This window comes from Halorussus rarus (assembly GCF_003369835.1).
GTDB lineage: Archaea > Halobacteriota > Halobacteria > Halobacteriales > Haladaptataceae > Halorussus > Halorussus rarus.
This window is the reverse complement of the sequence record NZ_QPMJ01000001.1, coordinates 1416376-1428823: the sequence shown is the minus strand read 5'-3', so window position 1 is coordinate 1428823 and position 12448 is coordinate 1416376. Positions and strand designations below refer to the sequence as shown.

The following is a 12448-nucleotide window of genomic DNA, read 5'->3' as shown; positions in this document are numbered from 1 at the left end:
GCGCTGCCGCGGCGCGATCCGGTTCCGTCGCGGAGCCGGCGCGGCTCGGCCGCGACGACGTGGCTTTGCGTACATAAGGTGAAACTATGGAAATCGAAATTGCAACCATCGGCGGTTACGAGGAAGTCGGACGGCAGTGCACCGCCGTCCGCGCGGGCGACGACGTTGTCATCTTCGACATGGGGCTGAACCTCTCGAAGGTGCTGCTCCACGACAACGTCGAGACGGAGAAACTGCACAGTCTCGACCTCATCGACATGGGAGCGATACCGGACGACCGCGTGATGTCGGACCTCGAAGGTGACGTCCAGGCCATCGTGCCGACGCACGGTCACCTCGACCACATCGGCGCCATCAGCAAGCTGGCCCACCGGTACAGCGCGCCGGTCGTGGCCTCGCCCTACACCATCGAACTGGTCAAGCAGCAGATCCAGGGCGAGCAGAAGTTCGGCGTCGAGAACGATCTCGTGAAGATGGAGGCGGGCGAGACGATGTCCATCGGCGACTCCGGGCAGGTCGAACTGGAGTTCGTCAACGTGACCCACTCCATCATCGACGCCATCAACCCGGTGCTCCACACGCCCGAGGGCGCGGTCGTCTACGGCCTCGACAAGCGGATGGACCACACGCCGGTGCTCGGCGACCCCATCGACATGAAGCGGTTCCGCGAAATCGGTCGCGAGGGCGAGGGCGTGCTGGCGTACATCGAGGACTGCACCAACGCGGGCCGGAAGGGTCGGACGCCGAGCGAGGCGGTCGCCCGTCGGCACCTCAAGGACGTCATGACCTCCATCGAGGACTACGACGGCGGCATCGTGGCGACGACGTTCTCAAGCCACATCGCCCGCGTCAAGAGTCTCGTGGAGTTCGCTCACGACATCGGCCGCGAACCCGTGCTGCTCGGCCGGTCGATGGAGAAGTACTCGGGTACCGCGGAGCGGCTCGACTTCGTCGACTTCCCCGAGGACATGGGGATGTTCGGGCACCGCAAGTCGGTCGACCGCACCTTCAAGCGGATCATGAAGGAGGGCAAGGAGAACTACCTCCCCATCGTCACGGGCCACCAGGGCGAGCCCCGCGCGATGCTCACCCGGATGGGCCGGGGCGAGACGCCCTACGAACTGGAGAACGGCGACAAGGTCATCTTCTCGGCCCGCGTGATTCCGGAGCCGACCAACGAGGGCCAGCGCTACCAGTCCGAGCGCCTCCTGAAGATGCAGGGCGCTCGCATCTACGACGACATCCACGTCTCGGGCCACCTCCGCGAGGAGGGTCACTACCAGATGATCGACGCGCTCCAGCCGCAGAACATCATCCCGGCCCACCAGGACATGAAGGGGTTCGCGCCGTACGTGAGCCTCGCCGAGAGCCAGGGCTACGAACTGGGTCGGGACCTCCACGTGACGAGCAACGGCAACCTCATCCAGCTCGTCGAGTAACATGACGGACGCGAGCGCCGGGACACTGGAAGAGCAGGTGCTTGGGGCGGTCGAACAGCGGCGGGAGATCGTCAACGCGGCCATCGACGAGGACCTGCCGGTCGCAGAGCCCGAGCGCCTCTACGAGGCGGTCCGGTACCTGCTCGACGCGGGCGGCAAACGCCTGCGGCCGACCGTGCTGCTGCTCGTCGCGGAGGCGCTCGCCGACGTCGACGCCGATCCGGCGGAGACCGACTACCGGAACTTCCCGGACCTGACCGGCGGCGCCGTCGACCTGATGGCGGCCGCGGTAAGCATCGAGGTCATCCAGTCGTTCACGCTCATCCACGACGACATCATGGACGACGACGACCTGCGCCGGGGCGTACCCGCGGTCCACCGGGAGTACGACACCGAGACCGCCATCCTGGCGGGCGACACCCTCTACTCGAAGGCGTTCGAGATCCTCGTGGAGGCCGACGCCGACCCCGAGCGGGTCGTGGAGGCAACCGACGTGCTGGCGACGACGTGTACCAACATCTGCGAGGGCCAGGCCCGCGACATCGCCTTCGAGGAGCGCGCGGACGTGCTCCCCGACGAGTACCTCGAGATGATCAAGGACAAGACCGCGGTGCTGTACGGCGCCGCGGCGACCATCCCGGCCATCCTGCTCGGTGCGGACGACGAGACCGTCGAGGAGCTGTACCGGTACGGCATCGACGTGGGTCGGGCGTTCCAGATCCAGGACGACGTGCTCGACCTGACGGTGCCCAGCGAGAAGCTCGGCAAGCAGCGCGGCAGCGACCTCGTGGAGAACAAGCAGACGATCATCACGCTCCACGCCCGCGAGCAGGGCGTCGACGTCGACGCGCTGGTCGAGACCGACGACGTGGACTCGGTCACCGAGGCAGAGATCGACGAGGCGGTCGCACGGCTCGAGGACGCAGGCAGCATCGACTACGCGACGGAGAAGGCCCAGGAGCTGGTCACCCGCGGCAAGGACAGGCTCGCGGTCCTCCCGGACAACGAGTCGAAGGAACTGCTCGAGGGCATCGCCGACTACCTCATCGAGCGGGGCTACTGACCCAGTCCGATTTTCAGACGCCGAAGCTCTCGGGCCCCGGCGCTCGGGGGCGTCCGTCACACTCCGCAGTGGCGACTGCTCCCTCGTCGGGATGGCACGTCAGCGACAGTAGCGGGCGTCTGGAGAGGCGAGAAAAAACGGGGGACGGCGCCGAAGCGTCAACGGGGAGCGAGCGACCGGTCTCGCGACCTCACTCGCTCGGGAACTCCTTGTAGTGGGTGTGTTCGAGGTACTCTTCGAGGGTGGGCTGTCGCCAGTAGCGGACCACGTCGCTGCGCGGGTCGAACTCTACGATGTCGTCCTCGGCCAGACGCGGGAGGTGGGTCTGGCGGAGTTCGACCGCGATCTCCTGCCGGAGTGAATCGGTGATCGTCTCCTCGCCGTTCCGGGCCTCCCACACCGCGACTTCGTCGGCGAGGTCCTCGACGTCGGCGAGGCCGTCGTCGGTGCCGACGAGGGTGTAGAGCGCGTACCGGCGGCGACGCTCCGCGAGGAGGTCGAAGAGCGTGTCGAACGAGGGCGTCGTGACTGCGCGACCGTTCTGGAGGGCGTGGTCGCTTGCGTTTCCCGACCGTATCGAGTCGTTGTTCATGGCGGCTGACCTCCACCCGAATCGTTCGCCAGAAGGGGATAACAAACCCATGCCTCAACAGTGAGGTACAGCCGCGAGAGAGTGTCAAACGCCGAATATCAACCGTCTTAGAGGTGGACTGAACGTTCACTCAGCCAACTGGAACCCCCTGGACCGAACGTTCGTTCACCAGTCGAGGAACGTCCCCACGAGTTTGCGCTGTGCGGCCCGGAGGTGCTGGTGGAGCGTGGGCGAGGAGATGTCGAGCGAGTCGGCCACCTCCTCGCCCGTGCTCTCGCGGGGGTACTCGTAGTAGCCCCCGAAGTACGCGGCCTGGAGCGCGGTGCGCTGTTTTTCGGTCAGGTCCTCGCGGAGCGTCTGGCGGAACTCCTGGGCGGTGTCGACCGGTCGGTCGACCTCCTGCTTGCTCACGAGTTCGGCGTCGGGGTACGTCGTCCGGAAGCTGTCGACGACGTCCCGAACGTTCACGTCCGAGGACGCCTCCGCGACGTACCTGACGGCGCCGTCCTCGGCCACCGCAGACTTGACCACGGTGCCGGCCTTCACGAGTTGGTCGACGCCGGACCACGCGAGGTCGAGCTCCAGCAGGCACTCCTCTCCGTCGTCGGTCACGATCCGACTCCCCTCGACGACGTCGAGGTCCGCCAGCCCGTCGAGCACGGTCGACGCCGGCGCGCCCTCGACCGCGACGTACTCCAGCAGCTTGTCCTCCCGGATCGGGACGACGCCCTCGAGCGAGAACCGGGCGTCGAGCTCGGCCGAGAGCCGGCAGAACCCCGACTTCGGGCTCTCGACCGCGAACTCCAGTTCGACCGCGGTGTTCGAGAGCAGCAGCTTCCGGTTCTTGACCGCGTTGATGGCGAAGGCGACGATCTCGCCCAGCGTCTCGAGCGCGGTCAGCTCCCGGTCGGCGTACGCGCCGGTGCACGCCCCGCTGATGCCCAGCACGCCGTAGTTGGTGTTGCCGTACGTCAGCGGCACGAGGACCGCCGAGGACATTCCCAGTTCGGTCATGATCTCGCGCTCGCGGTCGGAGATGGCGTCGGACCGGGAGATGTCCGAGACCACGGCCGACTCGTTCTCGCGGACGACCCGGGCGAGCGCGTTCTCGTCCGCGGCCTGCGACTGGGTCGCCTCGACGAGCCGCTCGACGTCCGCCCGGTCGACGCCGACGATGGTCTCGGGATGCATCTTCTGGTCCTTGACCCACGGGCCGCCGATCCAGGCGAACTCGTAGAACTCCGAGTTGGCCAGCTCCTCGCAGACGGTTCGCTCGATCTCCCCGCGGGTCGCCGAACCGACGAGCGACTGGACGATGTGGTGGATCAGCCCGTTGATGCGGCTCAGACGGGTCAGCGCGTCCCGGCTCTCGGCGAGTCGGCGCTCGCTCTCCCGGCGGTCGGTCACGTCGCGGGCCACCCAGACCACCGCGTCCCGCCCGTCGATGGTGTCGCCCAGCGGCGCGGTCCGGCCCTCGAACCATCGCGTGCCGGCCGAGGTCTCGGCGTCGTACTCTATCGTCTCGACCCCGCCGGTCTCGAGGGTGGTCCGGACGAGGTCGAGGAACCGGTCGGCCTGCTCGTCCGGGAAGGCGTCGTGGAGGCGCTTGCCGACCAGCCGCTCCTGGTCGACGGTTCGGAGGTCGGCGGTGCCCGGTCCGGACAGCACCTCCAGGTACTGACCGTTCTCGTCGAGGACGAAGGCCACGTCCGGAAATGCGTTGGTCAGTTCGCGGAGCCGGTCGCCCGAGACGCCCGAGCCGGTCTCGACGCTGGCCGCGGCCACGGCCCGACTCACGCGCTCGCGGAGTTGGTCGCCGCCGTCGGCCTTCCGGAGGTAGTCGGTCGCGCCCATCCCGACGGCCTCGCTGGCGACCGCCTCGCTGCCTGACTCCGTGTACAGCACGAACGGCAGGTTCGGATGGTCGTGGCGGACGGCCTCGAGAAGGGCCAGACCGTCGCTCTCGGCCAGGGCGTACTCGCTGACGACGCAGTCGACGTCGCCCTCGACTGCGAGGTAGTCGCGGGCGGCCGCCGCCGTCGAGACTGTCGCGACCGATACGTCGTCGCCGCCCGAGAGCGCGGTCGGCGGGTCGTCCTCGTCGACGTAGAGGATCTGGATCGTCTTCGTCCCGGGGGTGCCTGCGGTCCGGTCGGGCGCCTCCCGTTCGACGCGCTGGCGTTCGGAGGTCACGTTCTGCCGGGTGGTACGCGGGCGCGAACCTAAGGACCTTGGTTAGCGATCTGATACCTCTCGGGAGCGACTCCGAACCGGCGGGCGGAATCGAATCCGGACGAGTTTTCCCGCAGACGCCCCAACGACCCGGTAATGAACGACGAACTCCGCGATCGCATCGAGACGGAGGCCGAGAAGCACGCCCTCGTCAACGCGGTCAAGCACGGCAGCGAGGCCGACGTCGGCGCGGTGATGGGCCCGCTGATGGGCGAGAACCCCGACTTCCGCCAGCACGGCGACGAGATTCCGGGCGTCATCGGCCCGGTGGTCTCGCGGGTCAACGACCTCTCGACCGACGAGCGCCGCGACCGGCTGGCCGACCTCGCGCCCGACTGGCTGGAGGAGATCGAGAGCGAGGACGAGGGCGAGGACCACCCGCTGCCGGACCTCCCGGACGCCGAGGAGTACGACGAGATCCGGATGCGCTGTGCCCCGAACCCGAACGGCCCGTGGCACCTCGGCCACGCCCGGATGCCCGCGGTCATCGGCACCTACGCCGAGCGGTACGACGGCGAGTTCGTCGTCCGGTTCGACGACACCGACCCCGAGACCAAGCGCCCGCTGCTGTGGGCCTACGACGAGATCCTGGAGGAGGTCGACTACCTGGGATTCGAACCGGCCGAGGTCCTCCGGGCGAGCGACCGCCTCGACGTCTACTACGACCACGCCCGCGACCTCATCGAGAAGGGCGGAGCCTACACCTGCTCGTGCTCCGGCGAGGAGTTCTCGGACCTGAAGAACTCGGGCGAGCCGTGTCCCCACCGCGACAAGGACCCCGAGACTACGATGGAGGAGTTCGAGGCCATGGTCGACGGCGAGTACGAGTCGGGCGAGATGGTCCTCCGGGTCAGGACCGACATCGAGCACAAAAATCCCGCGCTGCGCGACTGGGTCGGCTTCCGCATCATCGACACGCCCCACCCGCGCGAGGAGGCCGAGGACTACCGATGCTGGCCGATGCTCGACTTCCAGTCGGGCGTCGACGACCACCTCACGGGCGTCACCCACATCATCCGGGGCATCGACCTCCAGGACTCGGCGAAGCGCCAGCGGTTCGTCTACGACTACTTCGACTGGGAGTATCCCGAGGTGGTCCACTGGGGTCACGTCCAGGTCGACGCCTACGACGTGAAGATGTCGACCTCGACCATCCGCGAACTCATCGAGGCCGGCGAACTCGACGGCTGGGACGACCCGCGCGCGCCGACCCTGCCGAGCGTCGAGCGCCGGGGCATTCGCGGCGAGGCAATCGTCGACGCGATGATCGAGCTCGGCACCTCCACGAGTAACGTCGACCTCGCGATGAGCTCGGTGTACGCCAACAACCGCGATATCATCGACGACGGGGCCGACCGGTACTTCTTCGTCCGGGAGGACCACGCCGACTTCACGCTGACGGGCGATTACCCAGAGACCGCTCACCCGCCGGTCCACCCCAACCACGACGAGCGGGGCACACGCGACATCGACGTCGGCACCCGCGTCCGCGTCGAAGAGCCCGACGTCCCGGCCGACGGCGAGCGCATCTGGCTCAAGGGGTTCGGCTGCTTCCGTCGCGACGGCGACGAATTCGAATATGCCGGCGACGACATCGCCGCGGTCCGCGAGGAGGGCGTCGACGTCATCCACTGGGTGCCGGCCGACACCACGGTCCTGACCCGGATGCGGACTCCCGACGGCGGCGTCGTGGGCTACGCCGAACCGGGCTTCCGCGACACCCAGGTTGACGAGATGGTCCAGTTCGAGCGCGTCGGGTTCGCCCGCGTCGACGACCACGAGGACAGCGACGAATCCGTGGCGTACTTCGCCCACGAGTAGTCGCCATCGAAATTCCCGGCAGGGCCCGTGACAGCTACTCTTCGACCCGTAACTTCCGCTCGTCGTCGAGCGCGTCGTCCATCGCCCGGACCAGCGCCCGGCCCTTGTCGAGCGTCTCCTCGTACTCGGCGTACGGGTCCGAATCGTGGACGATGCCCGCGCCGACCCGAAGATAGTACCGGTCGCCGGCCCGCACCAGCGTCCGGATGGTCATGTTCAAGGTCGCGCGCTCGTCGAAGCCGACGACACCGATCGCGCCGGTGTACGGCCCGCGGCGGGTCGATTCGAGTTCGTCGATGATCGCCATCGTCCGGGGCTTGGGCGCGCCGGTGATGGTCCCTCCGGGGAACACCGCGGCGATCGCGTCGGCCACCGAGGCGTCGTCGCGACGTCGCCCGACCACCTTCGAGACGGTGTGCATCACCTCGGAGTAGCGGTCGACCCGGCGATACTCCTCGACCTCGACCGACCCATACGCCGAGACTTTCCCGAGGTCGTTCCGCTCTAAGTCGACCAGCATCGCGTGCTCGGCGTGCTCCTTCTCGCTGTCGAGCAGTTCGCGTTCGAGTGCGCGGTCCTCGTCGGGGGTGTCACCCCGCGGGCGCGTCCCGGCGATGGGTTCGGTCACGAGCCGGTCGCCCTCACAGTCGAGCAGGAGTTCGGGACTCGCGCTTACCAGGTCCACGCCGGGGAACTCCACCAGCGCCGAGTACGGCGCGGGGTTGACCCGACGGAGCGCGGCGTACGCGGCGACCGGGTGGACCGCGGCGGGCGCGTCGAGCCGCTGGGAGACGTTCGCCTGGAACGTCTCGCCGTCCCGGACGTACTCCCGGACCCGGCGGACGCGCTCGGCGTACGCCTCGCGACCGACCTCGTTGCGGAACGTCGCGACCGCGGCGTCGGCGGACGGCGGTTCGGTGGTCGGGTCGCCCTCGTGCGCGAGCCGGGCGAGGTCCCGCGCGCGCTCGACGGCGCGGTCGTAAACTGCGGTGGCGTCGTCATCAGGGTCTACTCGCGGACAGCACGTGATTCGGAGTTCGGTCGTTCCTTCGCCGCGGGGCTCGCGCCACGCAGCCACGCGGTCGTAGACGCCCAGCTGGAGCCGCGGGAGTCCCCTGTCGTCGTCGGTCGTCTCGGGCAGGTCCTCCAGTTCGCGGGCGAGGTCGTAGGAGAGCCACCCGAACGCGCCGCAGGGGTACGGCACCTCGCAGTCGCCTCGTACGAGTCGCTCGGACGCGAGGAGGTCGTCGAGCGCGTCGAATCCCTCGGGAGTGTCCGGAGTGGCGTCGGTCGTCACCCACTGCTTGGGGTCGGTCGCGAAGTAGCCCCAGCCGTCCTGCCCGCCACTCGTTTCGAAGTAGACGCTCGCTTCCGGTTCGCGCGCTCGTCGGTAGGCGTCGTACGGGTCGCCGACCTCTGTTCGGAGTTCGACCGGGATGCGGGCCGGGGAGTCGAGGTCGGACGTGAGTTGGTGAAATTGGTTTCGGGACGTGACGTTGCTAGGGTCGCTCACGGTCGTAGATAAGGAACTGGGCGCTATCTGTAAATCGGTCTCAGTCTCGACGGATTTAGACGTTCCGGGTATCTTCAGAGTGTGCGAGTCTCATGAGTAGCTGTCGCTATCGGTCTCGGAACTACTCCGAAGAAATCAAAAGGTGTGTGGCAATTACAGGTCTACTTCAGATTCGCCGATGACTGCCGTCTTGTCACTGCCGGAAGCTGTCCAGATGATTTTCACAGTGTCGCCATCGTTGATGTACGAGCCATCAGTATCCTCCAGCGAGAGACTACTTCCGGCGGTGATTTTGCCATCCCAGTCATCGTTTACTGTAATACCGGATGTCGACCAATCGTCCTGGCCGCCCCAGACATCAGACCCTCCGACGGTAACGTTCAACTGGTCAGACTCCACACCAGCACCACCATCGTGGGTGATGTCCACAGCATTATTGTTCCCAGCAGTGTAATCGAACTCGAAATTCGCGTTCGGACTCGCCTGACTCACGCGATCGCCGAGCCCGAGCACGAACGTTCCGATGACGGCAGCGAGGATCACTGTAATCGCGACCATCAAGATGACCCCGATGACGGGACTGACCGCTCGCTCCTCGTCACCACCGGCGAACGATGCTATCACTCTTTTCAGGTCCATCGCTATAGTGAAACCTCGGATTCGCCGATGACGGCTGTCTTATCACTGCCAGATGCACTCCAGATGACCTTGACCTTCAGTCCGTCACTGATTTTCGAATCTCCGGAAGTGTCCTCCAACTCAATAGTGTCACCGGCAGTTAATTTACCACTCCACTTTTGGTTATTGGAGCTATCAATATCAGAGTCGTATCCGTCTGAGGCGCTCCAAAGTTCGTTATCACCGACGTTCACTGCTAGCTGGCTAGACTCAACTCCCTCTCCACCGTCGTGAGTAATGTTCAACCAGTTATTGCCGTTACCTTCAGCATCTGTCGCATATTCGAATGTAAACTGTGCGTTGGGACTCGCCTGACTAACCCGATCGCCGAGACCGAGGACGAACGTTCCAATCACAGCCGCCAGGATCACCGTAATCGCGACCATCAGGATGACCCCGATGACCGGCGAGACCGCGCCGTCGTCTTCGAAGAGTGCTTTGAGTTTCATGTGTTGGTATTTCTCCGTTTTCCGGCACGTTATCATCCGTGAGAAGCGGCCGCACCCTTTATCTACGCCGGCGAACTACGACCATTCGTCGGCGGGGGACCGCCAAAGCCGCCCCGGCCCGGCACTTCTCGTCAGATGACACGTGCTTGATTGCCCCGTTCACAGCCGCCCTATAAAAATACTTCCTTACCTGAAAATAGGATTATAGAATTTGATACGCTCAATGAGTTATAATGACAGGTCGTAATAATTCCCACGACACTAGAAAGGTTCAAATTTATGCCCTGCCGGCGCGATTCAGAAACCGATGAGCCAGCAGGTATCGCCGGAGACGCTCCGGTCGGCGCTGCAGTCGCTGGCCGCCCGCCTCGGCAAGACCCCGACCGTGGTCGACATGCACGAGAAGGGCGACTTCTCGCCGGAGCAGTACCAAGAGGTCTTCGGCGGGTGGAACGAGGCGCTGGAGGCCGCCGGCCTCGACCCCGAGGAGATGGGGAGCAAGCGCATCCCCGACCGGGAACTGCTGGCCGAGCTCCAGCGACTCTACACCGAACTCGGCAAGCCGCCCACCCAGCGGGACATGACCGAGCGCGGCGAGTACTCCAACCGGACCTACCGGGTCCGGTTCGGCAGCTGGTCGGCCGCCCTCCAGGAGGCGATGCTCGACACCAACGACGGCATCTCGGAGGCCGAACTCCTCCGGGAGATCGAACGCCTGGCCGACGACCTCGGGCGCGCGCCCAAGGCCGCCGAGATGGACGAGCGCGGTGCGTACGCGCCCGTGACCTACCACCGACGGTTCGGGTCCTGGCGGCAGGCCTTAGCGGAGGCCGACCTCGACGGCACCGAAAGCGGTCCGCACCGCCGCTGAACCGGAAGCTATCCGCTGTTCCTACCCGCTGTTGCCGAACTCCTCGTACGAGATGCTGCCCTGCTGGACGATGGCCTGCTCGGACGGCACGGTGCCGTCCGGCGGGTCGCCCTCCACGTCGCCGGGCTCGCCGCAGACGATCCGTGCGATCATCCCGAGCGTCTTGTGCGGGATGCAGAAGTAGTCGTACGTCCCCGCGACGTCGAAGGTGTAGCTGAACGACGACCCCTGACCGGTGAGTATCCCGCTGTCCCACGGCTCGGCGTCCTGGGGGATCCGGGTCACGCTCGCACTGGAGTTGCTCTCGGCGTACGCCGTCGAGGAGTGGGCCCCCGACTCGATGACCCACTCGACCGTGGTTCCGGGCTCGACGAACAGCCCGATGGGGTCGAAGTAGTACTCGCTGCCCTCGGTGACCATCTGGACCTCGACCGGGCCGCCGCCCTGGGTCCCGGCCGCGGTGGTCGTCTGCTCGGCCGCGGCGGTCGTCCCGCCTCCCGTTGTCGTCCCAGTCGTCGCCCCGCCACCCGCCGTCTCCGTGCCGCCGCCCGTCGGAGCGTTGCAACCCGCGAGTCCGCCCACCCCGATGGCGCCAACCGCACTCAGGAACCTGCGCCGTCTCATGGCTCGACGTAGGGCGTCGAGCCGGAATAACGGTACGGCCGACGCCGGGCCGCGAGCGTCGATTCGGCCCGGAATCGACCGCGCTCGCCGCCAAACAGCTTTTCGGAGTTGCGGACGTACCGGACGACGTGTCGGAGCAGACCAGTCGTGAAGCCACGGCGACGGAATCGGGCTCCGAGAGCGGGAGCCGTCGACGGACGGGGGCGGGTCACGCCGTCACCAACTGGCTCCTCGTCGAGGGGAACCGGCTCGTCATCGCCGGCGGCGTCCTCGGGGGCGTCCTCGCGGCCCTGCTCGCGGTCGAGTGGGCGTACGGGTTCGTCACCGTCCGCGCGGCGAGTCCGATCTACTTCCTGTTCAGCTCGCTGCTCACGGGCGACCTGACGCTCGTGACCGTCGTCCTGTCCATCAACCAGCTCGTCCTCTCCCGGGAGCTCGGCGCGCCGGGCACCCTGAGCGAGCGCCTCCAGGGCGCGGTCGACTACCGCGACGAGGTGGCGGAGTCGACCGGCGCATCGGTGACGCCGAAGACGCCCGCGCGATTCCTCCGCTACCTCCACGGCGAGGTCGAGTCCCGGACCCACCGCGTCGAGGAGGCGGCGGCCGACGTCACCGACGACTCGCTCCGGGAGCGTCTCGACGAGCTCACGGCCTCGCTGTTCGACGACGTGGCGCTCGTGAACCGGACCCTCGAAGCCGACGAGGGGATCTTCACCGTCGTCTCGGCGACCATCGCGACCAACCACGCCGACCAGCTCCGAACTATCGCCGGCGTCCGGGCCGACTGCGCCGACTCGCTGTCCGAGGACCTCGACGACCTGCTCGAGGGACTCGAGACCCAACTGCTCCAGATCGACGTCGCCCGGAACTACTTCAAGACCGTGTACGTCCAGAAGGAGCTCGCGTACCTCTCGCGGGTCCTGCTGTACGTCGGCGTCCCGGCCATCGTCGCCAGCGGCCTCGCGCTGGTGTTCTACAACGCGGTGGGGCCCGCCTCGGTCCCGTCGGCCGTGGTCTACGCCGTGGTCGCGGTGACGTTCACACTCGGCTTCGCGCCGCTGGCCGTCCTGTTCGCGTTCGTCCTCCGGCTGGCGTGGGTCGCCCAGCGGACCGCGAGCGTCGCGCCGTTCGCCTCCGAGCGGTACCCGTAGCCGGGGACGCCACCC

The 12448-nt window shown here is 66.9% G+C and carries 11 protein-coding genes; 5 read left to right on the top strand and 6 right to left on the bottom strand.

What is annotated here, in order from left to right; all coding sequences use genetic code 11:
* Positions 1 to 86: 86 nt before the first annotated feature.
* Together DVR07_RS06830 and idsA3 are read left to right on the top strand one after the other, a co-directional pair.
* Entirely contained in the window at positions 87 to 1439 is a 1353-nt protein-coding gene (locus tag DVR07_RS06830; RefSeq protein ID WP_115795986.1) for a ribonuclease J, read from the top strand.
* Between the two features lies 1 nt (position 1440).
* Positions 1441 to 2502, top strand: coding sequence for a geranylfarnesyl diphosphate synthase (idsA3, locus tag DVR07_RS06825; protein WP_115795985.1), 1062 nt, complete (start codon positions 1441 to 1443; stop codon positions 2500 to 2502).
* A gap of 190 nt (positions 2503 to 2692) precedes the next feature.
* Here idsA3 and DVR07_RS06820 read toward each other — a convergent pair whose 3' ends face one another.
* Both DVR07_RS06820 and DVR07_RS06815 read right to left on the bottom strand, forming a co-directional pair.
* On the bottom strand, positions 2693 to 3094 hold the full coding sequence (locus tag DVR07_RS06820; protein ID WP_193570021.1) for a DUF7344 domain-containing protein: 402 nt from the start codon (positions 3092 to 3094) through the stop codon (positions 2693 to 2695).
* Positions 3095 to 3259: 165 nt separating this feature from the next.
* A complete protein-coding gene (locus DVR07_RS06815) occupies positions 3260 to 5287 on the bottom strand; it encodes a bacterio-opsin activator domain-containing protein (RefSeq protein ID WP_115795984.1) in 2028 nt (675 codons plus the stop codon).
* A gap of 135 nt (positions 5288 to 5422) precedes the next feature.
* Between DVR07_RS06815 and DVR07_RS06810 the strand changes: the two genes are divergently transcribed.
* Positions 5423 to 7147: a glutamate--tRNA ligase gene (locus DVR07_RS06810; RefSeq protein ID WP_115795983.1), complete on the top strand. Its 1725-nt coding sequence runs from the start codon at positions 5423 to 5425 to the stop codon at positions 7145 to 7147.
* A gap of 34 nt (positions 7148 to 7181) precedes the next feature.
* Here the strand turns inward: DVR07_RS06810 and pabB are convergent, their stop codons facing one another.
* The 3 genes from pabB to DVR07_RS06795 all read right to left on the bottom strand — a co-directional run bounded on the left by pabB (position 7182) and on the right by DVR07_RS06795 (position 9787).
* Complete coding sequence (gene pabB / locus DVR07_RS06805) at positions 7182 to 8660, bottom strand: aminodeoxychorismate synthase, component I (protein WP_115795982.1); 1479 nt, start codon at positions 8658 to 8660, stop codon at positions 7182 to 7184.
* A 153-nt stretch (positions 8661 to 8813) separates the two neighbouring features.
* On the bottom strand, positions 8814 to 9299 hold the full coding sequence (locus tag DVR07_RS06800) for a type IV pilin (protein ID WP_115795981.1): 486 nt from the start codon (positions 9297 to 9299) through the stop codon (positions 8814 to 8816).
* 2 nt (positions 9300 to 9301) lie between these two features.
* Positions 9302 to 9787, bottom strand: coding sequence for a type IV pilin (locus DVR07_RS06795; protein WP_115796321.1), 486 nt, complete (start codon positions 9785 to 9787; stop codon positions 9302 to 9304).
* A 307-nt stretch (positions 9788 to 10094) separates the two neighbouring features.
* Here DVR07_RS06795 and DVR07_RS06790 point away from each other — a divergent pair, with 307 nt between their 5' ends.
* Complete coding sequence (locus DVR07_RS06790) at positions 10095 to 10658, top strand: homing endonuclease associated repeat-containing protein (RefSeq protein ID WP_115795980.1); 564 nt, start codon at positions 10095 to 10097, stop codon at positions 10656 to 10658.
* A 21-nt stretch (positions 10659 to 10679) separates the two neighbouring features.
* On the opposite strand, the gene DVR07_RS06785 is transcribed toward DVR07_RS06790, so the two are convergent.
* Positions 10680 to 11282, bottom strand: coding sequence for a plastocyanin/azurin family copper-binding protein (locus DVR07_RS06785; protein WP_115795979.1), 603 nt, complete (start codon positions 11280 to 11282; stop codon positions 10680 to 10682).
* A gap of 128 nt (positions 11283 to 11410) precedes the next feature.
* Between DVR07_RS06785 and DVR07_RS06780 the strand changes: the two genes are divergently transcribed.
* A complete protein-coding gene (locus DVR07_RS06780; RefSeq protein WP_115795978.1) occupies positions 11411 to 12433 on the top strand; it encodes a hypothetical protein in 1023 nt (340 codons plus the stop codon).
* Positions 12434 to 12448 lie beyond the last annotated feature (15 nt).